This is a genomic window from Ruegeria sp. BC7 (assembly GCF_056539165.1).
Genome location: NZ_JBQFUL010000003.1, coordinates 432,997 through 457,334, shown reverse-complemented (window position 1 = coordinate 457,334; position 24,338 = coordinate 432,997). Strand labels below are relative to the sequence as shown.

At 54.6% G+C, this 24,338-nt stretch carries 20 protein-coding genes; 14 read left to right on the top strand and 6 right to left on the bottom strand.

Going from position 1 to position 24,338, the window contains the following annotated elements:
• Positions 1-4: 4 nt before the first annotated feature.
• A complete protein-coding gene (locus ACR0KS_RS11250; protein ID WP_480693208.1) occupies positions 5-871 on the top strand; it encodes a hypothetical protein in 867 nt (288 codons plus the stop codon).
• 358 nt (positions 872-1,229) lie between these two features.
• On the opposite strand, the gene ACR0KS_RS11245 is transcribed toward ACR0KS_RS11250, so the two are convergent.
• Positions 1,230-2,336, bottom strand: a complete 1,107-nt coding sequence (locus ACR0KS_RS11245) for a glycosyltransferase (RefSeq protein ID WP_170564262.1) — start codon at positions 2,334-2,336, stop codon at positions 1,230-1,232.
• Between the two features lie 378 nt (positions 2,337-2,714).
• Between ACR0KS_RS11245 and rfbC the strand changes: the two genes are divergently transcribed.
• The 3 genes from rfbC to ACR0KS_RS11230 are packed head-to-tail and all read left to right on the top strand — an operon-like array spanning position 2,715 to position 5,541.
• On the top strand, positions 2,715-3,245 hold the full coding sequence (gene rfbC / locus ACR0KS_RS11240; protein WP_170564259.1) for a dTDP-4-dehydrorhamnose 3,5-epimerase: 531 nt from the start codon (positions 2,715-2,717) through the stop codon (positions 3,243-3,245).
• 36 nt (positions 3,246-3,281) lie between these two features.
• Complete coding sequence (locus ACR0KS_RS11235) at positions 3,282-4,217, top strand: NAD-dependent epimerase/dehydratase family protein (protein ID WP_170564256.1); 936 nt, start codon at positions 3,282-3,284, stop codon at positions 4,215-4,217.
• A gap of 1 nt (position 4,218) precedes the next feature.
• Positions 4,219-5,541, top strand: coding sequence for an NAD(P)-binding protein (locus ACR0KS_RS11230; protein ID WP_170564253.1), 1,323 nt, complete (start codon positions 4,219-4,221; stop codon positions 5,539-5,541).
• A 15-nt stretch (positions 5,542-5,556) separates the two neighbouring features.
• Here the strand turns inward: ACR0KS_RS11230 and ACR0KS_RS11225 are convergent, their stop codons facing one another.
• The 3 genes from ACR0KS_RS11225 to ACR0KS_RS11215 form a co-directional block, all read right to left on the bottom strand.
• Positions 5,557-6,567 (bottom strand): NAD-dependent epimerase/dehydratase family protein, encoded by a 1,011-nt coding sequence (locus ACR0KS_RS11225; RefSeq protein WP_480681450.1) that lies wholly within the window; start codon positions 6,565-6,567, stop codon positions 5,557-5,559.
• On the bottom strand, positions 6,494-7,408 hold the full coding sequence (locus ACR0KS_RS11220) for a sugar phosphate nucleotidyltransferase (RefSeq protein WP_480693207.1): 915 nt from the start codon (positions 7,406-7,408) through the stop codon (positions 6,494-6,496). The genes ACR0KS_RS11225 and ACR0KS_RS11220 overlap by 74 nt, the downstream gene beginning before the upstream one ends.
• A 195-nt stretch (positions 7,409-7,603) precedes the next feature.
• Positions 7,604-8,890, bottom strand: coding sequence for an O-antigen ligase family protein (locus ACR0KS_RS11215; protein WP_170564250.1), 1,287 nt, complete (start codon positions 8,888-8,890; stop codon positions 7,604-7,606).
• A gap of 382 nt (positions 8,891-9,272) precedes the next feature.
• Here ACR0KS_RS11215 and ACR0KS_RS11210 point away from each other — a divergent pair, with 382 nt between their 5' ends.
• The 4 genes from ACR0KS_RS11210 (at position 9,273) to ACR0KS_RS11195 (ending at position 13,627) form a co-directional block, all read left to right on the top strand.
• Complete coding sequence (locus ACR0KS_RS11210; protein ID WP_170564248.1) at positions 9,273-10,676, top strand: oligosaccharide flippase family protein; 1,404 nt, start codon at positions 9,273-9,275, stop codon at positions 10,674-10,676.
• A gap of 310 nt (positions 10,677-10,986) precedes the next feature.
• The gene (locus ACR0KS_RS11205) at positions 10,987-11,199 is read left to right on the top strand and encodes a hypothetical protein (RefSeq protein ID WP_170483397.1); all 213 of its coding nucleotides are present in this window, start codon (positions 10,987-10,989) and stop codon (positions 11,197-11,199) included.
• A gap of 374 nt (positions 11,200-11,573) precedes the next feature.
• Positions 11,574-12,278 carry a sugar transferase gene (locus ACR0KS_RS11200; RefSeq protein WP_170483399.1) on the top strand — a complete coding sequence of 235 codons (705 nt, stop codon included), beginning with the start codon at positions 11,574-11,576 and terminating at the stop codon, positions 12,276-12,278.
• 41 nt (positions 12,279-12,319) lie between these two features.
• Positions 12,320-13,627 (top strand): polysaccharide biosynthesis/export family protein, encoded by a 1,308-nt coding sequence (locus tag ACR0KS_RS11195; RefSeq protein WP_170564245.1) that lies wholly within the window; start codon positions 12,320-12,322, stop codon positions 13,625-13,627.
• 102 nt (positions 13,628-13,729) lie between these two features.
• Here the strand turns inward: ACR0KS_RS11195 and ACR0KS_RS11190 are convergent, their stop codons facing one another.
• On the bottom strand, positions 13,730-14,716 hold the full coding sequence (locus ACR0KS_RS11190) for a glycosyltransferase family 2 protein (protein WP_480693206.1): 987 nt from the start codon (positions 14,714-14,716) through the stop codon (positions 13,730-13,732).
• A gap of 221 nt (positions 14,717-14,937) precedes the next feature.
• Between ACR0KS_RS11190 and ACR0KS_RS11185 the strand changes: the two genes are divergently transcribed.
• Positions 14,938-15,336, top strand: a complete 399-nt coding sequence (locus ACR0KS_RS11185; protein ID WP_170564242.1) for a GtrA family protein — start codon at positions 14,938-14,940, stop codon at positions 15,334-15,336.
• Between the two features lie 49 nt (positions 15,337-15,385).
• Here the strand turns inward: ACR0KS_RS11185 and ACR0KS_RS11180 are convergent, their stop codons facing one another.
• Positions 15,386-17,611 carry a Wzz/FepE/Etk N-terminal domain-containing protein gene (locus tag ACR0KS_RS11180; protein WP_170564239.1) on the bottom strand — a complete coding sequence of 742 codons (2,226 nt, stop codon included), beginning with the start codon at positions 17,609-17,611 and terminating at the stop codon, positions 15,386-15,388.
• A gap of 259 nt (positions 17,612-17,870) precedes the next feature.
• Here ACR0KS_RS11180 and ACR0KS_RS11175 point away from each other — a divergent pair, with 259 nt between their 5' ends.
• The 5 genes from ACR0KS_RS11175 (at position 17,871) to ACR0KS_RS11155 (ending at position 24,293) form a co-directional block, all read left to right on the top strand.
• Positions 17,871-18,668, top strand: a complete 798-nt coding sequence (locus ACR0KS_RS11175; protein WP_170564236.1) for a WecB/TagA/CpsF family glycosyltransferase — start codon at positions 17,871-17,873, stop codon at positions 18,666-18,668.
• 85 nt (positions 18,669-18,753) lie between these two features.
• Positions 18,754-19,635 (top strand): sulfotransferase domain-containing protein, encoded by an 882-nt coding sequence (locus ACR0KS_RS11170; protein ID WP_170564233.1) that lies wholly within the window; start codon positions 18,754-18,756, stop codon positions 19,633-19,635.
• A gap of 85 nt (positions 19,636-19,720) precedes the next feature.
• Entirely contained in the window at positions 19,721-20,686 is a 966-nt protein-coding gene (locus ACR0KS_RS11165) for a glycosyltransferase (protein WP_170564232.1), read from the top strand.
• 2 nt (positions 20,687-20,688) lie between these two features.
• A complete protein-coding gene (locus ACR0KS_RS11160) occupies positions 20,689-21,624 on the top strand; it encodes a glycosyltransferase family A protein (protein ID WP_170564229.1) in 936 nt (311 codons plus the stop codon).
• Positions 21,625-21,665: 41 nt separating this feature from the next.
• A complete protein-coding gene (locus ACR0KS_RS11155; protein WP_170564226.1) occupies positions 21,666-24,293 on the top strand; it encodes a cellulase N-terminal Ig-like domain-containing protein in 2,628 nt (875 codons plus the stop codon).
• The last annotated feature ends 45 nt before the right edge of the window (positions 24,294-24,338 follow it).

Below are 24,338 nucleotides of genomic sequence, written 5' to 3'. Positions count from 1 at the left end.
AGACGTGGACAAGTTGCTTTTCGGCGATAATCAGTTCTTCGGTATCAACCACATGTCCGAAGAAAAGGCTCGGGCGCAGGCCATGCGCTTTCAGCGGACAGACGCAATCATGGACGTTCTGGATGTAGCCTATGACGAAGGTATCCGCACGTTCATGTGCACGACGCATGATCGTATTGCAAACGTGGCGGATCGTGTGCGCGCGAATCCAGAACGCTATGGCGACTTTCAGTTCTATCCGTGTATGCCCTACGCGCATAAATACGCGAATGCCGTGACCGAGCATGGAATGTTGGGGGCCGTCAGAAGCTTTATCCCTAATGACGGGCTGTTGACGACTGCGCTTGCAGGGACAAAGGCATTGGCCTCGAAAGAGGTGGACGGCATCGCGAAGGTGATGATCGACATGGAAATGAAGATGTTCGCGGGCACGAAAACCCCGGTCATCTTTATTCAGAATGTTTTTGCCGATTTGTTGATGGGCATGGGATTCCATCGGGCCTTCCGTATCTTCCACGATCACATACAAGAGAAATACGGCGCGGAACCTGCCTATATCACGATGAACATGCCTATGCTTTTGGACGTTCTTGAGGGGCAGGGTGTCGAGCGCCCGATAATCTGTTCCAATATCAACAAGATCGGTTTTCGGATGTCCGGAGGGTTTGATGCCTATCTGGATGCGCTGAAATCCGGCCGCGTGCGTGCCGTTGCCATGTCGGTTTACGCGTCAGGAGCGATCCCGGCCGATGAAGCAATCCACTGGATTTCAGAGCTTCCAGGCGTTGAATCAATCGTGTTCGGAGCCTCCAGCGCAGGCAATATCCGAGGGACAAAGGCATTGGTAGACAAGTATATGACCGGTGAATAGGCGAACACCTTTCACCCGTGCTGCGTGTTCAAGCCCCTTGGTGACGTTAACTGTTTTCCGAATGGCAACAGTAATTCACGAGTGGATTCATTCTGCGAATCGATCGTTTGGATAGTACCACGTTTTTAAAGTAGAACTCTGAAAAATAAGCGTTTCCAATTTGGCAACAATTCGTTTCCGCAAGATTCGTGGACACAGTTTTGCCACAATGTCATCATCTTCATGTGGGCGGCATGTTATGGTTTTGAGCGCGTACCAGTTTATTCTTAGCTGGTCAGAGGGGGTTGTAGAGTGCAACTTGCCGCCCCGCGATTATCCACCTTATCGCAGATAGTTCTCGAGGGCGGTGGCCTGTGTGTCAGGTCGCGGTAGCAACTGTTGCCAAATCGGGTTTTGCACCTGCACCGGCCAGCAAACCAGCTTCGATTTCGGCAAGACGCTGACGCCGATTGACCATCGCCTGAGTCTCGGGGAGTTGCAGATGGCTCAGAATTTGAGCCCACCGGTGCAGCCAGTCGTGTTTGCGCAAAGCGCCAGCCAAGTTAACCCTGCGCATTCGATCCAGTTCGGCTCTGTCGTCAAGTAGGGCTACGATCTTCTCAATGGCGGCGTCCGGGTCCTCTGGCAATCGAACCACCGATTCCGGCCAGTCAAAAAATTGAACATAGTCGTCCGTTTCGGGCGCATACCCAACCTGCGCGGCACCACCTGCGATGCCCTCGACATGGCGCGGCCCCCACGCGATATTTCCTTTGACCTGATCTGCGTGCCCAATTTTGGCGATATCCACCATGAACAGCTTGGCGTGCTGAACCAAGTTCGCCAGCAAATCCCGATGCACGGCATGTTGGGCCGTGATCGGAGGCTTAGTCGCGGAATCATACAGGTAGAAACCAGCGCGTTCCTTGATCCTTTGCAGCAATCTTTCATGCAGTTCAGGGCGTCTGCGCCCCATATAGTAGACGTCCACTGGTCTGTCGGCGATCAAAGATTCGGGAACAAATCGAACCATGTCCGCCGCGCCCGGCAAGTGAATGACCGGCTTGCCCGTCCTGCGCTGAAGCTCATCGCAGGTTTCGGCAAACGCGCAGCATATCAGGTCAAACTGCGCCAGTGACGTAATCAGCGGTGCGTGGAGGTCCAGCTCTTTCGTCCAGACTTCCTCGAGAACGCAAACGGCAAGACGGCATCGTTCCCGCCAATTTGGCACGGCATCAAGCGCCAAAAGCTCCTCTGGTTTCTGGGCATCGCAGAAAAACACATCATAGTCGCGATCCAGATTGGTTTTTTGTACGCCGGACGGCCAGTACCTGAAAAGATCGGTGCGTTTGGACAGCCATCTCTTGGGGTTAATCGGAAAGCGGCGTTCCCTGACGTGTTTTGGGGCCAGTACCTCGGCATTCTCGATTTCGGCAATGACGTCTTCAAACTCAAACCCGGAACAACGTGAAACGTTGTCGTTCAAGCTCCGCTGGGAAAAAATCAAGACCTCTCTGGGCGTTTCTGCGGGCTGGGTTGGGCTGGTCAAACGCGTATTCCTTTTTAAGAATTCCAGATCGAATCTATTTCACAATCAGATGGTCGCCTATTCAAAGAATTTTTCCTCAAAACGTTCCCCTTGATCGAATGACCAAAGCCAATGACCGGGATTTGAGCGTTACCTGGACGATATCGGCTGCCCCGTTCAAAAACTATGGAAATAATATGCGTTGTCTGATTAGATTTTTGCGTCCGGTTCGCTGTACGGGCTTATTTCAAGGGTCAGTTTTACTTGGGATCCTTGCCTGGTTTCAGGATGCGGGCCGATGGATATTTGGTGGCCGTTGGAACAGGCGGGTGGTTTATGATTTTTACTGAAACGCCTTTGCAGGGCGCGTTCGTAATTGATCTTCAGGAAATCTCGGACGATCGCGGCTTTTTTGCCCGCGCCTTTTGCGCTGAAGAATTCGAGAGGCATGGCCTCAAGCCGACGATTGCGCAGGTAAACCTTTCATTCAATGAGAAAAAGGGAACGATCCGTGGTTTGCATTACCAGCAAGCGCCCGCGGCTGAGGCCAAGTTCATGCGCTGTATCTCGGGTGCGATTTACGACGTGATTGTTGACCTGAGGCCGGACAGCCCGACCTATCGCCAGCATTTCGGAATTGAGCTGTCCGCGCAGAACCGTCGTGCGCTGTACGTGCCAGAGATGTTTGCGCATGGCTATCTTGCACTGACGGACGGTGCGCAGGCGTTCTATTCGGCCAGTGAATTCTACACACCCGGAGTGGAGGGGGGGATTCGATACGATGATCCCGCGCTTGGGATACAATGGCCGATTTCTGCCGCGATTGTTTCCGAAAAGGATGCATCCTGGCCATTACTTGAAACGTAACAGCCCACAGATTCTGTGACCGGAGCTTGAACCCAGATGAATTTGAAGGCCCAAAATTCAAAAGTGCTGGTCACTGGCGCCTCTGGCTTTATCGGTCGGGCCTGTGTGCGAAACCTTGCTGACGCAGGGTACAGGGTTGTCGCGACCTATCGCACCGATCCGCCCCCGCCAATGGACGGTGATGTGGACTGGGTAAAGATCGACATGGCGGATTCAGCTGCAGTCGGGGACTTGTTGCAGCGCCAGCAGCCCAGCCATTTGATGGCTTTGGCGTGGTATATGGGGCCGGGCAACCAGCAGTCGCTGGAAAACTTCCGCTGGATACAGCATTCGATTGATTTGCTGTTCTCGTTCGCCGAGGCCGGGGGGCAGCGTGTCGTGTTTTGCGGCTCGTGCATGGAGTATGATTGGAGCGCGCCCGTCAAACTGCGCGAAGGGGTGACCCCACTGGTTCCGGCCACGGAATACGGAGCGGCCAAGGCTGGCCTTTCGGTTGCGTTTGACCGGATGTGTGCTGCGCTGGGGCTATCTGGAGCATGGGCGCGACCGTTCTTCCTGTACGGGCCGGGCGAAAGCCCAAAGCGGCTTGCGGCGGATGTGATCGTTTCGCTGCTGGAAGGGCGCGAAGCCCTGTGCACGCATGGCCGTCAGAAACGGGACTTTCTGCATGTTGACGATGTTGCCCGCGCTTTGGTCGATCTGCTGGGCAGCGATCTGCAAGGCCCGCTGAATATCGGCAGCGGCACCGCGATCCCGCTGGCCGATCTGATCAACGTGATCGCCCGACAGATCGGGGCCGAAGATTTGGTTCGCTTGGGCGCACGCGAAGCCCGGGCGGGTGATCCGCCTTTGGTCGTGGCCGACAACGCGCGCCTGAGTCGTGAACTGGGCTGGTCCCCGAAGTATAATTTGGAAACCGGAGTTGCGGATACCATCGCCTGGTGGCGCCGCGAAATTGTGAAAGAAACCTGATATGAGTAACGAGAACATAGTTATCCTTGGCTCTGGCATGGCCGGACTCGGCGCGGCGCATCATCTGCATGCTCAGGGCGTCTCGAGCAGAATGTATGACAAGAACCCGTTCCCCGGTGGTCATACCGCGACCTTCGCCCATGACAGCGGTTTCATCTTTGACGACGGGCCGCATATCTCGTTCTCGAAGGATCCTCGCATTCAAGAGCTGTTTTCAAACAATGTCGGTGGCAAGTTTGAGAAACTGCAGGCTTACGTGAACAATTATTACCACGGCGCATGGGTCAAGCACCCGGCTCAGGCGAATCTGCACAACCTGCCGGATGAGTTGAAAACCCAGTGTATTCTGGACTTTATCGAAGCCTCCAAGCAGGACGTGGTGGAAAAACCCGCCAATTACCTTGAATGGCTGATTTCGGTCTTTGGTGAGACGTTTGCCACGCATTTCCCGGCTGTTTATGGCAAGAAATACCATACCGTTGACGCCGATCAGATGAGCACGGTTTGGATGGGGCCGCGTTTGTACCGCCCGTCGATGGAGGAGGTGATCCGCGGCGCGGTTTTCGCGGAAACGCCTGACGTGCACTATATCACCGACTTCCGTTACCCGACCGAAGGTGGATTCATTTCCTATCTCAAGCCGTTCATGAAAAAGACCGACCTGCATCTGGATCACAAGGTTGTCGCCATTGATCCCGTTGCAAAAACCGTCCGGTTTGAAAACGGCGTGACCGAGCAATATGGCAAGTTGATTTCATCCATCCCGCTGCCGGATTTGATCCCCATGGTCATAGGTGCGCCCCAGCATGTTCTGGATGCTGCGGCAAAACTGGCCTGTACCACCTGTGTGACTGTGAATATCGGGCTGGCGCGCGATGATTTCACGCCTGCAACCTGGACATATATTTATGACGAGGACATCGTCTTTACCCGGTTGAGCTTCCCGCACAAGATGTCGACCCAGACCTGCCCGCCGGGATGTGGCTCTATTCAGGCGGAATGCTACTATTCACATAAATACAGGCCGCTGGATGTCGCGCCCGAAGAGTTGATCCAGCCGGTGATCGATGACCTCGTCAAGATTGGCCTCATCGCCGAGGACGAAAAGATTCTGCACACGGATGCCCGTCTGATCACCCACGCCAACATCATCTTCGATCTTGACCGCGAAGAAGCGCTGCCCATCGTTCACAAGTGGCTGGACGAGGTTGGCATAACCTATGTCGGACGGTTCGGAGAATGGGGCTATCAGTGGACGGACGAGGCGTTCAAATCCGGTGAGCGCGGCGCCCGAAATGTCATTCAAGAGCTTCAGGCCGTCTAACGCAGTTCGTGCCGATCACGAAGCGATCGGCACGGTTCTGCGAAAATCCTGATCCAGTTGGTTTTCCCGCAAAAGGGCTTCCAGCTGGGCCAGACGTTTGTACTTGCGACCTTCAAAATCCTCGACCTGCAAGTCGCAGGCTTTGACCGCATCATATAATTGCTGCGCCCCCCGGACCGCGTCCCATTTGGGTTGAAAGCCCGGGATAGATTTTTCGATCTTGGCCGAGCTGACCCGGTATGATCGATTGTCAGGTCCGGCATCGGCCGCATAGTCGATTTTCGCACCCGGAACCGTGTCGGCCACGATTTCGGCCAGATCGCGGATCTGATAGTTGTTTTCGGTTCGGCAAACGTTGAACGCCTCGCCCGAAATCTCGGCAGGGTCGGCCTGGAGCGTGGCGAGGAAGGCGCGGGCCATGTCTTCGACGTGGATGATCGGACGCCACGGCGTGCCATCCGACATCATCAGGATGCGACCCGAGGTATAGGCATGTGCGATCAGGTTGTTGAGAACAATGTCGAACCGCATTCGGGGGCTTGCGCCATAGGCGGTGGCAAAGCGCAGGAATGTGGGCGTGAAGCTGTCATCTGCCAGCGGTTTCAAATCCCGCTCGGCCAGAACTTTGGACACGCCGTAATCCGTCTGTGGGTTAAGCTGGCCGTCTTCATCGACAAAATCCTCTCCGGCCCGACCATAGTTCGAGCAGGAGGATGCGAAAACAAACCGCCGCACACCAGCGGCCTTGGCCTGTTTCGCCACATGGATTGTGCCTTCGTGGTTGATCTGCTGCGTCAGGCCGGGGCGAAGCTGTCCCAACGGATCGTTCGACAGCGCCGCCAGATGCACCACCGCGTCAAAGCCTTTGAGGTCGTCAACCGTCAGGTCGCGAATGTCCTTACCCAGGTTCGGGATCGTGGGAACAGCACCGCCGGGCGCGAAATCAGCCCGATCAAAGAGATTTATATCGCACCCAGTCACCTGGATTCCCGCCTCGGCCAATACCGGGGCGGTGACCGTCCCCACGTAGCCGAGATGACCCGTTAACAGGACTTTTTGAATGCTCCCATGTTGCCCACGGTCGGTTGCCATTTTTCCACATCTCCTCAAGCCGGCGTTTGTCCGCCAGATGGTCCATACAATACCAGAAACCAGGATGGCGGTAGGCCATCAACTCACCCAACTCCATCAGCTTGGGCAGGGGGCCTTCTTCCCACATGATCTCATCGCCGTTCACGCTGGCGACGGCGTCGAACACCTCGGGCTCAAGCACAAAGAACCCGCCATTGATCCAGTCGGCTGCTGTCTCGGGTTTTTCCACGAAGCCTTCCACCAATCCGTCCTCGCGCACCTGCAGATGCCCGAACGTGGTCAGCGGGCGCACCATCGTGATCGTGGCCAGCTTTCCATGCGATTTGTGAAAGGCAACAAGCGCGTCCAGATCGACGTTTGAAACACCGTCCCCGTATGTCAGCATAAACGTGTCGTCGCCCAGGTACGGTTGCAGTCGGGCCAGCCGCCCACCGGTCATGGTTTCCGTCCCGGTGTCGATCAGATCGACTGTCCAAGGCGGCATCTGCGCGTCCAAAACACTGTTGTGATAGTCGGGTTCGCCAAACAGCTCGCGCTTGGCGAAGTCGATCCTGAGATTCCCGTCGTATTGGCAGAGATCGGAAACATAGCGTTTGATCAGGTCGCCCATGTAACCAAGGGCCAGCACGAATTCATGATGCCCATAGGTCGAGTAATGCTGCATGATATGCCACAGGATCGGCCGGTTGGCGATCTCGACCAGTGGCTTGGGGCGAACGCGGGTTTCCTCGATCAGACGAGACCCTTTACCACCTGCAAAAATGGCTGTTTTCAATGGTGCCTCCCCAACGGATACAAGAACTGGCAAAAGATTCAAAAGTACGAATGGATAAAGTCCACAACACTGTGCGGGTTGCTGTCAATCATTGAAGGCCCGAGCGACAATGGAAATTGTTCTGGTTTGGGAAACAGTGAGTAAAATAACGACTCTTTGATTTCCGTTCTCGTGGTATGACAATCAGTTTAATGTTCATGCAGCTTCTCTCACCCACAAGCGACTGCTAGCACGCAAGGCTTTGGCGATGAGATTCGCCTTGGTCATATACATAACCGGTATAATCCACTGGCCGTTCAATCGGCTTAGGACAGAGCTTTCTGTGATGTTCAAAAAGATGAAGCTCAGGCCCAGGACGAACAGAAGAACCAGATCGTCCCGGTCTTTCAAGTGGCGCATGCAGTAAAAAATGGACCCAAAAAACCGGATCAATGCCAGGAACAGCAAAGCCACTCCGACAAACCCGATATGGAACCAGGTCTGAAGCATCCCGTTATGAGAGTAGTGAGGCGAGAATCCCAAATTGGCCTGGCTTTCGTACACTCGCATATGTGGCGCCTCGCTGTGCCAGTATGCTGCATACCCGTATCCGAGCCAAAATCGATCCATAAGATAGGGCCACGCAATTTCCCACAGGGGAATTCTGTTGGACAAGGTCGGCTGTCGTCCGATCAGCGCAAAAAGCGGATCGGCAATGTCCGAGGCGAGGATCAAAGCGGAAAAGCCAATCACAAAAGCCGAAAAAAGAAAGAACGCCAATGCCCAAAGGTATTCCAAACGCGGTGCGATCTTGCTGATGAAAAATCCGGAAAGAAGGAAAGCGCCGATTATATGTGAGGTCCTGGAATCGGATGCGATCAATAGAACGACGGCGACAACAATTGTCAGTTGGAAGAAAACGCGCAGTTTTCCTTTTGTTTTTTGGGCTGCGAACCAGGATGTCAGAATGGCCAGCAAAGAGTTCGCGCCCAACTCGTTTTTGTGCAGAAAGATACCGGTCCAGAACCCTTCCCAAGTATCCAGACCCCTGGCCTGCGGCAGGGCAATAACGGCGGCGAGCGACAAAAACATGGAGATCGCGAAATAGGTCGCAAGAAACAAAAGCAAGCCGCGCAGGGACATCATGCTGCCCAGAGCGAGACCAAAGAGTGTCGTCACGACAAGGGGAACAGCACGCTCCATCGTCAGCAATGGGTAGTTGCTCCAGGACGTCGACAGGACAACCAGAATGATCATGATCGCGATTTCCGGCGAGGCGAAAGCGCCTCTGAGGAGGTGCCGGTAATACAGCATCGTAGTGGCCAGTATTGGAACGGTGGTCAGGATCTCGATCTTGTTGGCGATGGTGTTGCCGTACAGGATAACGCCAAGGATATCTGTCCCGACAATGATCAGAAACACCATGCAAACCGCCAGGACAACGTGATGGAACGAGGTTCCCACGGTCTGCTGATAAGGGATATTTCGATGGGAAATCGTCATTCCACAGTAAACACACCCAGCAAAACAAAACTCAGAAAAACGCGATTCAGCAGATCAGAATGATCTCTATATAGCAAAACTTACAAATCTGACGTGGACCTGTCTATCTCGTCGCGAATTGCCGCGCGGACTTTGGGTCGAAACCCAACCCGGCCGACGCAATCGGAAAATCGACAATCAGCAGTGAATATGATTTAACGAACGCGGCTTCTGCCAAGGTTTGTCGCGACGCATTTCTCCAGAACGGCAAACACCCTGGTCAATTCGGCACGGCTGGGCGTTTTGGGCAGCGGTAAGTTTATTTTGTTTGAGTCGATGTCGGCATCTGGCCATTGGGTTGTTTAATGAGTGCACTGCCACTGATCATGCTAAGCGGTCTTTCATGACTTGGTACTTTGTCCCCAGGATGGTGTCCGCATTCATGGCGATCGCGATTCTCGTGGTCATGACGCGCGTGTTGGGCCCGGCCGAGTTCGGTCGGTACACACTGACCCTGCTGGTGGGGATGCTTCTGTTTTCCTTCACGTTTTTCTGGCTGGTTATTTCGGTGGGCCGGTTTCACCACGCCAAAGAGTTTGAAGGCCGGACAATCGGAACAGTTCTTGGCTCTGCCATACTTGTCGCGCTTTTTCTTTCGGCGGTTGTCGGTCTGGCTTACTTGGTCCTGCCCATTGACCGGGCAAACAGCTTTTTGTTCGCAGCCGTTTTCTGCCTCGGTCACGCGGTTCACGAAATTGGTGCGGTGTGCCTGCGGCAATATGAAGAAGGGCCGAGGTTCGCGGCTGTTACTTTGCTGAGGCACGCTCTGGGTGTGTCTCTGGCGGTCGCTTTCATCATGAACGGTGGCGGCTACGAGAGTGCCGTGATCGGCATGTCGCTGGGTGCAGCTCTTACCGGGGTTTATGCGTTGGTAATAACGGTCAAGCGATCCGGCATTTATTTTCCGAGACGCACCGAAGCAAAGACCTATCTGTTTTTCGGCTTTCCTCTTGCCGTTGTGGGCTCTGCTTCGGTTTTCCGCGAGATGTCCACGCAATCCCTGCTTGCGGTTCTCGTCGGGATCGAGGCCGCAGGCTATTTCGCTGCCGCGCAAGCCCTGGCGATGAGGTCTTTGGTGCTGACGATGAGCACGCTTTCAAACGTGGTCGCACCATCGGTGTTCGAGGCGCATGAAGTTAAGGGTATCGCTCAGTCCGACAGGGTACTGGAGCGGTATTTTTCATTTCTGATGCTGATCTCGATACCAATTGTTGCCGCCTTGATCAGTGCAGCTGACGTGTTCGCGAACTTGCTTTTTGATCAGGGCTTTGCCGTGGAAACCGCTGGTTACCTGCGCGTGTTGGCAATCGCGGCCTTTGTCACCGGGCTGCAAGGCGCCTATTTCAGCTATTCGTTCATGAGGTCAAAAAAGACTGGGCTGCAATTGGTAATCACGTTCGGCACGCTGATCGTGCACGCCTTGCTGTCATTAGGCGTGATCTATCTGTTCGGTGCGCCCGGCGCGTCTTACGCCTTTTTGTTCAGCGCGTTCGTCAGTTTCCTTGTCTACTACCATGTTGGACGCAAGGTTGATCCACTCAAAGTGCCGGTTCAGGAATTGACCAAAGCCTTGGTTGCCGCGCTGGTATTTGTGCCGTTCGGCCTGTTGGCTGAATCGTCCTCTGAACTGACGACTCAATTCGCATTGCTCGTGCTGGGCACATTGGTCATGTTTGCGGTTCTGGTTGCCATTCGCCAGACTGCCGCTGTGACGGTTTGGGAAAGAGCAAGATTCCGCGTTTCCTAGCCAAATCCGCATCTCGAAAATAATGTTTTGTTAACAATCCGTTAACATAGGTGATGCCAATGTTTTTGCCATGAATTGGCGTATTCTTGCCCAGTTCCAATGCGTTTCTTGGCTCAGGCTGTGAGACGCCTCGTGGTTGGCTGAATATGATGTTAGATTGTCACTGACCTCAAGATTTTGTGTCACTTCAAGGCCAATCAGGCGGGTTGATCTATAATCAAACCAAGCCGCCCGAAAACACGAGAGCATGAGGTCAACAAGGGCAGGTGCAGAAGAAAATGAGAAAGACCGAAAAAGAGCAACGTACTAGATGGTAATAGTATACCTACTCTCAGGACCGCTGGTCGCTTTGTTGTGCTTCGTCGCGTTTTATCTTTCCGGCGCAAGCACCGGGACACTTGTGTTTGGCAGTCTGATCATCGGATGCCTGACACCGCTTTTGGTTGCTGTGCTGCAATTCGCGTTCAGCCGCAAGATGCGCTTGAAAGTGTTCAGAAAACTGCCCTCGAAAATCGGGCAGTGAGAGAACAGGCGAAACTCAGTTAGAAAGCCGGAAACGGGGCGTTGGATCGACCTCGTGGGTCGGGCCGATTTGACGGCTGCCCGGTAAATGGGCAATTGCCTAAGACAAGCGCAAATCCCCAACAAATAAGTTGTTTCCTTTAGGCATAAGTGCGATCATATCGCGGGGCAAATATCCCGGAAAGCGTTATAGCTGAGTCGGGGAATACGTGGGTGGGAATTCGCACTTGGTGCGTAGACCCCAATATCGAGCAAATAATATTTATACGTTGCCGCGGCAGCCTAGCTTAAGGGCCAAGCGAGCAGCGAGGCGTTTTGCGTTGTGTCTTTTGAATGCGCGCGCCGTGTAGTTGTTGTGTTGTCCTGGGGGTTATTATGAACCATGTTCGAAGTTCTATTCGGATAGAAGATTCTGAAATTTGCAAACCAAATCAAGGCTCTATTTCTGAAGTTGTCGAGTTCTACAATTTAAAAAGTTTCTACGCCGTCAAAGGCAAACGTCTGCTGGATATTTTTCTCATCCTTGTCGGCGCTCCGTTCGTTTTGCCGCTTATTCTGGGCATCGCGATACTTGTTAAACTGGATGGCGGTCCTGCCATCTATCGTCAAAGACGCATTGGAATCGGTGGGAAGGAATTTGATTTTCTCAAGTTCCGTTCGATGGTGCCGAATGCGGATCTGATGTTGGAAAAGCATCTAAAAGAGTGTCCGGCGGCTGCGGCAGAGTGGCACAAGCATCAAAAGCTTGAGCATGATCCGCGCGTCACGAAATTCGGTCGTTTCATTCGGATGACCTCTTTGGACGAGCTGCCGCAACTTTGGAATGTGCTTGTCGGCGACATGAGTCTTGTTGGTCCACGGCCAATGCTGCCCGAGCAGCAAGTTCTTTATCCGGGCCGGGAATACGGCCTGATGAAGCCGGGCATCACCGGTTTGTGGCAGGTGTCGGACCGCAACGATGTAGAGTTTTCGCATCGCGCAGTTTTTGACAGCGACTATGCCCGGAAAATTGGGTTCTGGTTTGATCTGAAAATACTGTTCCGCACCGTAGGGGCGGTCTGCAACGCAACCGGATACTGAATGTGCGGGAAGTGTTGCCAGTAGGAAACGTGGTGACCGTTATGAAATTGGTACAGAGTGATTTGTTAGGAAAAGCGTCAGACTGGGTTGGAAATCAATTTCGGTTTCTGGGTCGTGGCGCGGTATTTGGTTTATTCTTGTTTAACGCTGGGGCCGCTCTGGCGGATTTTGATCTTGAGCCCGGTGACACGGTTCAGGTGACGTTTACTGGCTTGTCTGCCCTGTCTTTTGAATCGCTGATAGACGTGGATGGCTTTGTGAACCTGCAATGGCTGGGGCAGTTCAAAGCGCAAGGTATATCCCTGGAAGAGTTGGAGCAGCGTGTCCGACTGGACGCTGCCGGGAAGATTGTAAAGCAATACAACGGTGACGGGCAGATTTTCATCATTCAGTTGGATGGTGATGAAGTCGAGATTTCCCGGAACGGGTACAGGCCAATCATCATTGGTGGCGACGTCGCGCGTACTGGTCAGGTAGATTACCGTCCCGGCGTCACCGCGCGCGAAGCTGTTGCACTGGCGGGTGGTGTCAGAAGCCAGCTTTTGACGGATGATGTCAGCATTGATCCCATCCAGTTGATGCGGTGGCAGACGGCCTATGGTCAGGCCGCGCTGGATCATGCGGAAGCCCTGGTTCAGAAATGGCGCACCACCTCGGAGCTCTTGGATGACATGTCGCATCCACAGCCGCTTATTGATCACGTGTCCGTGTCAGAGAAAGTCCTGGAGGACTTGATCACCGAGCAAGTCAAGATTCGCACCATAAACCTTGCCAACGAAACCGGTGAGCGGCACTTCTTTGAAGAAGCTCAACAACAGGCGGGGCAGCGGATTTCGATTCTGCAGAAACAGAAATTCGAGCTGGCCAAGGCACTCGCCGCCGATGAGGAAGAAGAGGCAAGGGTCATCAGCCTTGTTGATCGTGGGTTGGCTCCGGGGTCTCGCATCGCGGATACACGCCGCACGACCGTTCTGTCCGCAACGCGGCTGTTGGACGTGGAGGAAGACCTTGCAACAACCAGTCTGGTTCTGACCAGGTTGAGGCGCGATCGTGAGCAATACGAACAGGAACGGTCTCTGCGGCTTTTGCAAGAACGGCGGGGCGCGAACCTGGCCATTCGAGATGCCAGTTTGCAAATGGACACGATCGCCAAATATCTGGCCGGAGCATCCAGCGAGATCGGTGTAGACAGCCTGATCACGGACATCGATTACACGGTCGAGATTTACCGCCTTGTTGACGGTGAACTGAAGTTATTTCCGGCGGACAAGCTGACCCGGTTACTTCCCGGCGACAGCTTGGAAATTTCGGTGGAGGAAATGGCGCCCGAGGCTCCGTTAACCGAGTAAACCCAACCTGATCATTCTGTGGAACCCTGTCTGGTGACGGGCAATGTATGGGCTTTGGTGACGAGCGCGGTTTTGGGTGTGGGAAGACCCGCCGCCGAACATCTAGGGCTTGGGTGCGCTTAGTTGCAGGTAACTCAGGCGGCGCGCCTCTCGCCTGCCGCGCGATACTGTGTCCAGGATAAGAGCGCAGGCAACGCACATAAACGAAACCAGGAAACCTGTCAGGGCCGCGAATAGCGAAGGAAAGCGGTCGACTTCCGCGGTTTCAAGAAACTCCAGGAACACCGAAAGAAACACCAGGCCGGAGGGTATGAAAACCAGCCCTGCCAACGAGCAGAAGAACAGCATTGGTTTTTCTTCTTTCACAAGAAACCCAATCATTTTCAGGATTCTAAGCCCGTCCCCATAGGTGGACAGTTTCGAGACCGAGTTTTCGGGCCGTGCCCGATACTTGACCTGAACCTCATCAATCGGAAGCCTCATCTGAAGGGCGTGGACAGTCAGTTCCGTTTCGATTTCAAAACCGCTGGACATACTGGGAAAGCTTTTGACAAACCGTCGGCTGAAGACCCGATACCCCGACAGCATATCGTCCAGATTCCTGCCGAAAAACAGCTTGACCATAAACGTCAGCAAACGGTTTCCGAACTTGTGACCGGGGCGGTACGCGGCGTCGTCCGAGTGCTTTCGCGCGCCATTCACCATATCCAGATTGTTGTTTCGCAAAAGCTCGATCAGGTCACCGGCATTGCTGGCGTCATATGTGGCGTCGCCGTCCGCCATGACGTAAACGTCGGCCTCAACATCAGCAAACATGCGCCGGACCACATTGCCCTTGCCCCGGTTGAGTTCGGAGCGGACGGTCGCGCCTGCCTTTTGCGCGACTTCGATTGTGGCATCTGACGAGTTATTGTCGAACACGTAGACGTCTGCATCCGGCAGCGCGGTCTTGAACTCGGAAACGGTGAGTTCGATTGCGGCTTCTTCGTTGTAGCAGGGCAGAATGACTGCAATCCGATACGCGTCATCAGAAGCAACATGATCCGGGATGCCTTCCTGCAGATTTGACGTCACTTCCTCTTTAAACACAGTATCCTTCCTCCAAAAAATCGAAAATTCATGGATTGACAGAATATGTTTTGGGATACCAGATAATCACATATGCCAAAAGAAAAATTGACATAAGGGTCAAAGCTCTAACCCTTGATGAGACCAATTTGCTGCGATCCTCCAGCTTTGCTTTGTGGGGCGCATGCGAAACGGGATCACGTGCGGAAGCTAATATCAGTTGCGGGGGCGGAATTCGGAAAATGCCTTCCTCAGAGTTCTTGAAATTCATGATTGTCGGCGGGGTCGCTTTCCTCGTGGACGCTGGGTTGTTGTTGATTACAACCGAACTGTTGAACCTACCGCCCGAGATAGGGCGTATCTTTTCGTTCTTAGGAGCGGTTACGACAACTTGGTACCTGAACCGGACATACACGTTCACAACGGCAAGCCGCCCCACTTTGAAAGAGTTCGTAAGCTACGTTCTGGCCATGAGTTTCGGTCTTGCGGTCAATTACGCGGTATTTGTCGCGTTGATCCGGCTTAACGAAATAGCTGGTGCCTATCCGGTTCTGGCCTTGGTGCCATCGACCCTTGCCGGGATGATCATCAACTTTCTATTTTCGCGCCGGATCTTGGGGGCCAAAAAAGCCGCAAAATAGAAGCGCGCCTTGGCGTTTGGGGCCAACGGATCGCGCAAACCGCATTTCGTTAACCAAGATTTGGGTCGCCATACCGTTTGGCTTGCTTCATATCGACCCGCGTCGCCACCAAAGCTGATGGTCGCACGTCAGCGTTGTCCAGCTCTCGAATTGCCTGGTAAACGGCATTTCTGTGCGTTTTGTTCCACCGGGTGAACAGAATGACACGCTGAGAAAGCTGGGACAGATACGCAGATTCCACGGCTGCCAGAAGGGGCGGAGTATCCAGCAGGATGACTTCGTACACATCCGACAAGGCAATCAACAGATTGATGAATCCCGGAGACCGCAGGAATTCTTCCACCAGAGCGACCTGCGTGCCCGTATCCTGACTGCCCGCAAGCGGCAGGATATCAAGCCCGTCTTGGGGGGTTGCAACTATGTGATCCATGAAAGACGCAGGGTTCGACGTGCAGTATTTGAGTTCGTCGACTGAAAGCTGCGACAGGTCTTGATACGCAGATGAGACGGTATCGCAATCAATGATCAAAGTTCTGAATTTGGTCTTGGCGCAGACAGACCCGATCAGCAACAGAGAAGACGTTTTACCTTCGTCCGGCAATGCGGATGCCCCAGAGAAGATCACACATCCATTGTTCGGCAAGTTCTGGTTGGGCTTACCATCCAGGCTCTTTGAAAAGAACTCGACAGCCTGCGAAAATGAAGGTTCATCCTGTTGCCGCAACGACCGCAACCCGACATCGCTGCTGGCCAGCAGTTTCTTTCCGTAGCGCATGAATTCTGGGTCCAGCTTGCCTTCGCTGGTGAAGAAGGCTTCAAACTGCGGGACATGTTTGATTTCAGGAAGGATGGCCGACAGCTTTACCCCGGTTGCACTTTCAAATTCGTGTGTGGTTCTAAGCCGCTTCTGAAAGATTTCGCGGAGTACGGTCCAGACCAGACCAAGGAAAATAATCGCGAACATAACTGCGATGGATGTCTGCGACCGTTTTGGCTCTGACGGATCGACAGATACGCGCGCCCGCTCGATTAGATGCGCCCCGGCGTCCAGATAATCGCCCTGTTCCGCCCGGCGTCCAAGCTGGGATACAAAGTCACGATAAATCGCTTCTGTAACCAGAATTTCGTTTTCAATCCGTTTGGTGACAGAATCGTGCTGGACCTGTTCGGCCTGTTGCTCTTTGAAAACTTCAATGCTTCGCGTCAGATCGTTCAGCTGGTTCTCCAACTGCTCTACCCGCTTTTCGGCGATGTCCTGCGCCGCGCTCAGGCGCTGCAGCGCCTCTTCCGACCCGGTCGCTTCGCTGATATCCGGGGGCAACATCCCGATCTGGGTCGCAAACTCAATCGCGTCCTGCGACTTGCCCTGCGCCCGAAGGGTTTGGATTGTATTCGCCTGTTCCCGAATCCGGGCCAGTTCCTTTTCAGCAAGCGCCGCTCGCCTTTCGGATTTAATCCGCTGCGCCTTGATGGTCGCGTATTCATCCGGGGAATAAGGCGTTTCGATAGAATGGGTTTCGAGGTCGGAACTCAACTTGTTCAGATCTTCGCGCAATTGCCCGATCCGGGTGGTTAGCCAACTTTGAGATTGCCCCAGATCATTGCGTTTCATCGCGGTCAGGTTCGACAGGTATTCACCCGCCAGGTTATTGGCGATGTCGGCGGCCTTTTGTGGTGACTTGGACGTAACGCGGATCTGGTAAACTGCCGAAATTTCACCCACCTGTTCGATGCGGGTGGCTTGCGACAGGTTCTCGATTGTCGTTTCGCGGAGCAGTTCTTCTTCAGAGCCCAGCTCGGTTTCAGTCTGTTCGCCTCCGCTCAAGGCGCTGACCAAACTGTCCTTGATCTGGCGCGCCAACGTGATTGGAGACAGGTTGACGCCTGTGCCTTCTCCGGAAAATTCCGGGTCCGATTGTAGCTGCATCCGGTCAACAACGCTTTCGATCAGATCCGTAGAACGCAGCAGTTCCAATTCACTTTCCAATGAAGTTAGCGACAGCGGCAGGCCCGAAACATGCGGCGTGAACTGCGTTTCGGTCTGAACGCGCGTCTCCATCATGACTTTTGCACTGGACGTATATTTTGTGTCCAAGGTGTAAGTCAGAACATAAGCGATGACCGCGCCGATAAACCCAAGTGCCACGACCCACGGCAGCGAACGTCTGATGGCCCATGCTATGTTGGACAGCGTTCTAAGCTCTGGGTCACCTGCCGCAGCTAGGCCCACCCCCGAGAGTTCCACGTCCAATCCTCTGCGATACTGATCAGTCATAACTAATAACAACGTGCGGTATGGATAGGTCCAAACATACGGCGAGTGGCCCTAAATCAACAGTGAAAACAACATTTGGCGTCAACAATGGGCCTAGAAAACCACGTTTAGCGACTAAAAGATAGGATATTAGGCCCAATTGCCGTTTTGGTCCCATGTGCACCGATAAACTTGGCAATGCGGTGAGAAGGTATTCGCGAGAATCGGCAATACTGATAACCTGTGCGCGTATTTGTTATTTTGACGAGTTGGTTGTGAGATGAATCAGATTATCGACAAGCGTTTGTCGCATACGATTGTAGCAGGAATGCCCGTCGCGCTGGTCAGCGACGCTGAGCTGACCTCTGCCATGCTGGACGATGTCGAAGGGCGCAGAAGCGGCCGCAACCAGCGGGCGTTGACGGTGTTCGATGCCAACGCATACGGCATATCGCTTTATGACGAAGATGCGCAATTCGCCGAGGTCATAGATTCGGCCGACATCGTTCACGCTGACGGACAGATCGTGGTCTGGGCCTCCAAGTTGAAGCGTGGGTCGCACGCAATACCAGAGCGCACCGCAACAACCGACTTCATCCATTCCGCCGCGGCCGCGGCTGCCGAGAACGACGTGGGATTTTATCTTCTGGGCAGCACCGAAGAGATCAATCGCGCCTGTGCCGAAAAGCTGACCGAACTTCATCCCGGTCTGAAAATCGCGGGTCGGCGAAACGGTTACTTTGATGAATCCGAAGTCGAATCGGTCATTGATGACATCAATGCAAGCAAGGCTGACATCCTCTGGGTTGGGCTGGGCAAACCGAAGGAACAGCTTTTTTCCACCCGTATCGCGCCCCGATTGACGCATTGTGCCTGGGTTGTGACCTGCGGCGGCTGTTTTCACTATGTCGTCGGAGATTACGCGCGCGCGCCTGTGTGGATGCAGAAAATTGGGTTAGAATGGCTGCATCGCACCGCGACCGGTCCCGGGCATATTCGCAAGAGGCATTTTAACAGGTTCCCACGCGCGCTGGGCATTGTCCTGAAGAAAGATGTGTTCAAACGCACCCAGCGGTGATGAGGTGCGCAAAGGCTGGCCAAGCAGAATATCCCGACGTTTGCCAGCGGTGTTTGTAGGTTGATTTGTTCATAGGGGATTTTGTGTGGCGAAGGTGGACTTCATAGGAATTGGTGCGCAGAAGGCAGCAACGACTTGGCTGCACCATGTTCTTTCAGAGCACGAATCCGTAACGACGAACGAAGCCAAGGAACTGAACTTCTTCACGGCGAACTATGATCGCGGCTACACGTGGTACGAAAGCTGTTTCGCAGATTCCCCTCCTGATAATTTATGCGGAGAGTGTTCGCCCACCTACTTCTTCAGCTCTGACGCGCCCCGCCGCGCCCGCGACTATAACAAGGACCTCAAGCTGATCTGCATCCTCCGGGATCCGATCGGGCGGGTTTTTTCCAATCACCTGCATGAAATTCGCAAGGGCCACATTGCGCCGTCAACGTCGGTTGAAGCAGGTTTGGCGCGCAACCCCGCCTATGTGCAGCAAAGCCAGTACAAGGCAAACCTGAAGAACTGGCTGACCTATTTTGACCGGGATGCGTTGCTGGTTTTGTTCTCGGAAGAAGTCGCCGCAAATCCAGACGAGTCGTATGACCAAATTTGCAAGCATCTTGGTATTTCGCCCGGATCCGGGTCAGATGCGATTTCAGAAAGATTTCACGAAAACGTCACCTACAAGAACCAGACTCTTCAAAAGTCGTTGCGTTTCGGAGGCGATGTTATGCGATCTCTGGGCATGGAAGGTGGGGTGAAAAAACTCAAAGCCCTTCCGGGGTTGAAGCAGGTGCTGTCGATGAACAAGCAGCATCTGAAGATCATGGTCCCACCGCCAACGTCAGAGACACGTGAGATGCTTGCGAACCAGTTCAGGCCCGACATGGAATATGTGGCGGAACTGACCGGCCGCCAAAGCCTGCCCTGGTCCACTTGGAGCGACATGCGGCCGGACAGTGCCGAGCATAAGGGATAACGATGCAGGGATCATTGGCGGCTCAAAACTCTGACAGCGTTGGCCCAAGTGGCCCGAGCCGCGAGATCAGCGAGGTGCAGCAGCGATGACCTCTGGCCGTCGGGACAACGCTGCGCCGCATGTCGCCATTTGTGTCGCCACTTTTCTGCGGCCGCAGGGTTTGCAATCCCTCATTGAAAGTCTGAACGGGCAGGACATGCAGGGTCGCAATGTTCAGGTGACACTTGTGATCGCCGACAACGCCCCCGAAACGCCCGCAAGCGACATGCTGGGCGATATTCAGCAGCTCAGTCGTTGGCCGGTTGTTTATGTCTTTGAATACGAGCGTGGAATTGTGTCTGCGCGAAACAGAACGTTAAGCGAAGCCCCGATGGATGCGGACTTCATCGCCTTTCTTGACGATGACGAACAGGCGTCTGAGGGCTGGCTGATCCAGATGCTGGATACGATGGGGCTGCCAGACACCGTGGCTGTCCAAGGCCCGGTTGAGCCGCGGTACCGGCAAAAGCCACCGGATTGGATCGAGGCGCTGAACCTGTTTCGCATGGGTCCTTATGACCAAGGGGCCAAGCTGGTGTCTGCGGCAACAAACAATTCGATGGTTGATGCCTCTGTCATTCGTGAGCGGGGATTCAGGTTCGACCCGCGTTTCAACATAACCGGCGGTGAAGACGAGGAATTTTTCACGAGACTGCGCGCCAGTGGCGGAACAATCAGGGCGGCTGCGGGTGCGCTGGTCTGGGATGACGTGCCCGAAAACCGGACGACCTTGCGTTGGCTGGGTCGAAGGTGGTTCCGCATGGGCAATACGCTAAGCCGAATTGCGTTGATCAGGCGGCAGGGCGTTGCGCTGCGCGCTGCGAAAAGTGTTGCGGCCCTTGGGTGGGGCGGGATCATGTGCCTCTGCCTTGGCTTCGGTTCTCGGGCCAGATGGTATCGGGGTTGGCTCGAAATTCTGAGGGGGGCAGGCATGGTCGCAGGTCTGTTGCATTTCAACTTCGCTGAATACAGCAGCACGGCCGTCAAGGTCGATCGGGTAGAGGAGGGATGAGAATGGCTCGGGCATCCTCGGACCCAGTGTTCTCGGTCATTGTTCCCGCGCGCAACATGGAACGATTTCTTGAGGAAACGCTGCAGAGCGTGCGCGACCAGACCTTTGACGCATTCGAGGTCATCTGCATCGACGATGGGTCAACGGACGGGACGCGCCAGATCGCTGACAATTTTGCGCAACTGGATAGCAGGTTTCGTGCGGTGGCAGGTCCGGCCAAAGGCGTCAGTGCGGCTCGGAACATGGGGCTAGAGCTTGCCAAGGGTCGTTTCGTGCTTTTCTTGGACGCCGACGATCTGTTGCATCAGCGGGCGCTGGACGAATTCCAATCGTCACTGACGACAAACGACGCGGTCGGGGCGGTGGCGGGTGTGCAGAGGATAGACGTGAATGGGCAACCCATGCGGGGGGCGGATAACCGTCAGCTTGTTCCCGCGCAGGATCAACTGGCCGCGTTGCTGCGAAAGAACTTTGTGGTCAACGGAGGAGCGTTGGCTCTCAGGACGGACATCGCGCGGCAAAGCGGCGGGTTTGATGAAGCCCTTGTCAATGGCGAGGATTGGGAGTTCTGGTGCCGCGTCGCCCTTCTGGGTGTTTTCACCGTAGTTCCGGGACCGGCGCTGTTGCACTATCGGCAAGTTTCCAGTGGCGCGAATTTCCGTGCGCGCGGCCCGGTCTTTGCACATCGCGCGCCGTGTATCGAGAAAGTGGCAGTGAACCCGTCAATGAAGGAAAGGTTTGGTCCGCGCCTCGGGTCCCTTTTGCGAGCCAGACAGATCGACGTGTTCTGGTCGGGTGTCCGCAATCAATATCAATACGGGCGCAAGTCGACCGCCCTTTTTGAAGGTGCTTGCGGGGCCGTTCTGTACCCTGACAGCCTTTTGCGCCCCCGTTTGATCTGGCGCTTTTTGCAGAGTTTGGAGCGAACAGGGAAATAAGTTAGGGTCACAGAGTTTGAGCCGAGAGGAGGATGCGGCAGATGACGTTTTCTAGACGTGCCATTTTGCTTCAGGGCACCGCGCTGGCACTTGCCGCGCCCTTCGCCAGTGCGTTGGCCTCAGTCCTGAATCCGGGTATTTCGGTGGAACCCGCGATCAGCTTTGTTGGGGGTGACATCGTCCAGGTCACCTTGGTAGACACGCTTTTTGATCACCCGCAGAGTGTCGAGGTAAAAGCGGGTGACACGCGGGAATGGGCTCCTGATCCTTACGACTCGTTCGGCTCTGTCGGCCGGCTCAATGGGCAGAAGGGGTATTTCTCGGGCGACGCGAACGTGACGCAGCCCCAGTTGTTCATGGCCTGGCCGACTGAGGTGCCGGGAAGCAGGCTGTCAGGCTTTCGCACCGGACCCGAACCGCACCAGAAGCGATCATTGGCGGACCAGCCCTCGAAATGGACGGTTCTCGTCGACGGCGCAGCAGCCAACGTCCTGGTGGTCTATCGCAAATCCGTTCCAATTCGCACTGTGGCTCTGGATGTGGGCCGTTGGGACAGCACCAAGCGGCACATCCTGACATTTATTCTGGATCGACCGGTGCCGGACGGCGCTACCATCTCGGTGGAAGGCCCATCCGTTTCAAAAATCGAAAGCCAAAAGTCAAAAACGGCCTTCAGCGAAGCCGTACATGTCTGCCACGCCGGATACCCGCTGACCGGACCCAAAAAGGGATATGTCGGAGAGTGGTGGGGGCATGACAAGGACGGCAACAGCGGTAACACGGATGCAATCCTTTCAGACCAAACCGGGTGGAGCGTCATAAACGAACAAGATGGCACGGTTGTGCGCACGGGAACGCTTGAATTGGCAAAGCCAGCGACCGAGCCGCATCGGGGCGAGGACAACTTCAACGGTTGTGACATTTACGAGGCTGACTTTTCGGATTTGAATGGTGAAGGCGAATACCGTTTGCAAGTGAATGAGCTGGGAGTCTCATTCCCTTTCAAGATTTCGGCCGCTCCGTATGCCGAGGCGCTTAGGCTGGTGGCGCGATGGTATTTTCATCAGCGGTCAGGCTGCGAAATTGCCGAACCATACGGAGAAGGCAGAACGCGCCCTCGCAACGGCCACCCCGAAGACGGTTTGCTGGTGTGGCAGACGGATGTGCTGATCGGAAATAAGACCGACGGGTACGGTGAGGCCAGTTCAGACCAGGCGCTGCGTAAACAACCCCACGGGAACAGCGGTGCGCAGGGGGCAACAGCAGCTTGGTCCGAGCACCTTAATCCCAACGCCTGGGGGGGCTGGCACGACGCCGGAGACTGGGATCGCCGTATTCAGCATACGGAAGTCATCTATCACATGGCTCATATCATCGAGACGTTCGAGTATGCGCGTTCTCTGGATCTGAACATCCCCGAAAGCGGCAGGTCCTTTGCCGACGACAGCGTCAAGGCGCGTAAGAATGACTCGGATCGGGGTGACGGAGAAACGGTTCTGCCTGATCTCATTCACGAGGCGCTTTGGGGTATTTCGCTTTGGCGCAGAACACAGCGCGAAGACGGCGGAGTCAGCGGTGGTGTTGAGTACTCAAAATCTGGGATTTTCGGCTCTGTGTCGTGGAATCCCGTTCAGATTACCTACTGCTACGGGCCGGAAGATTGGGCTGGATATCTGTTTGCACGCAGTGCGGCAAAGCTTGGGCTTGTGATCAAACAGGTCTGCGGCGACCACGCGCTTGGCGATGAGCTCATACAGGAATCTCTGCGCGCATGGAATTGGGCAGAACAGGAATTTCTGTCCAAGGATCCCTACGGCGCGCTTTCCAAACCTGTGCAGGAGGCGTCAGAGACTCAGGATACGACCGCGCAACAAGAACCCGACCCAGAGCGCGAAAGATGGGTCAGCGTCGTTTCACGGGCGCGCGTCGCTGCTGCGGCAGGTGTCTTTCGCGCCAGCGGAGACGCAGCCGCCCAGAAGGTATTTGAGGACAACAATCCCTTTGCCCCGATGTCGGACGAGCCGATTGAGTACATAAAACGGGAAGTCCTTCAATTTTCCTATTTCGAATATCTGCAGGCCGCCAAGGAAGGCAGGCCCACCAAGCCCGATATCGTCAATGCTATCAAATGGTGGACAGTAAATCGCATCAAGAACTCGGAACGCATGGGTCGTGATTATGGGCTGCACAGTACGGCCACATACCCGTGGGGTCTTGGATGGCTTCGTTTCGGGCCGGGCTCGAACTGGAGGGCTGCGCACTACGCGCTGTACTACGCAGCCAATGGTGAGATTCCGGCTGAAATGCGGGACGCCGTGATCGAAGGCATGTGGTTCGGACTAGGCTGCAATCCTTCCAATGTGAGTTTCGTTCAGGGGTTGGGGCATAGGGATTATGCCGACCCGCTGTATCTCGACGGAAGGGGAAAACCGCCTATTCCTGGCCTAATCAGCTTTGGAGTGACAGGCGGCACATTGTATGAATGGGAGCGCCACAAGACAGAAGGGTCGATCTATCCGGCTGACCAACTGGCCTGGCCGATATACGCTCAGATATTTGAAAGCCGAACGATCGCAAAAGCGTCAGAGCACGACATCAAGGCCAACGTGATGGAATGGCTGATTGCCTGCGCAATGGTCAATTATCAAGCCCAGGAGCCGTCTCAGTAAATCTTGGGCAAGTGACGCTAGACCGGTTTCATTCGTGCTACTCCA

Bases quoted from the DNA above. Each gene is read 5' to 3' on its own strand.
- ACR0KS_RS11235 (WP_170564256.1), top strand. From the start codon at position 3,282: ATGAATTTGAAGGCCCAAAATTCAAAAGTGCTGGTCACTGGCGCCTCT.
- ACR0KS_RS11215 (WP_170564250.1), bottom strand. From the start codon at position 8,890: ATGACGATTTCCCATCGAAATATCCCTTATCAGCAGACCGTGGGAACC.
- ACR0KS_RS11210 (WP_170564248.1), top strand. From the start codon at position 9,273: ATGACTTGGTACTTTGTCCCCAGGATGGTGTCCGCATTCATGGCGATC.
- ACR0KS_RS11230 (WP_170564253.1), top strand. From the start codon at position 4,219: ATGAGTAACGAGAACATAGTTATCCTTGGCTCTGGCATGGCCGGACTC.
- ACR0KS_RS11155 (WP_170564226.1), top strand. From the start codon at position 21,666: ATGACGTTTTCTAGACGTGCCATTTTGCTTCAGGGCACCGCGCTGGCA.
- ACR0KS_RS11180 (WP_170564239.1), bottom strand. From the start codon at position 17,611: ATGACTGATCAGTATCGCAGAGGATTGGACGTGGAACTCTCGGGGGTG.
- ACR0KS_RS11200 (WP_170483399.1), top strand. From the start codon at position 11,574: ATGAACCATGTTCGAAGTTCTATTCGGATAGAAGATTCTGAAATTTGC.
- ACR0KS_RS11175 (WP_170564236.1), top strand. From the start codon at position 17,871: ATGAATCAGATTATCGACAAGCGTTTGTCGCATACGATTGTAGCAGGA.
- ACR0KS_RS11205 (WP_170483397.1), top strand. From the start codon at position 10,987: ATGGTAATAGTATACCTACTCTCAGGACCGCTGGTCGCTTTGTTGTGC.
- rfbC (WP_170564259.1), top strand. From the start codon at position 2,715: ATGATTTTTACTGAAACGCCTTTGCAGGGCGCGTTCGTAATTGATCTT.
- ACR0KS_RS11195 (WP_170564245.1), top strand. From the start codon at position 12,320: ATGAAATTGGTACAGAGTGATTTGTTAGGAAAAGCGTCAGACTGGGTT.
- ACR0KS_RS11165 (WP_170564232.1), top strand. From the start codon at position 19,721: ATGACCTCTGGCCGTCGGGACAACGCTGCGCCGCATGTCGCCATTTGT.
- ACR0KS_RS11160 (WP_170564229.1), top strand. From the start codon at position 20,689: ATGGCTCGGGCATCCTCGGACCCAGTGTTCTCGGTCATTGTTCCCGCG.
- ACR0KS_RS11185 (WP_170564242.1), top strand. From the start codon at position 14,938: ATGCCTTCCTCAGAGTTCTTGAAATTCATGATTGTCGGCGGGGTCGCT.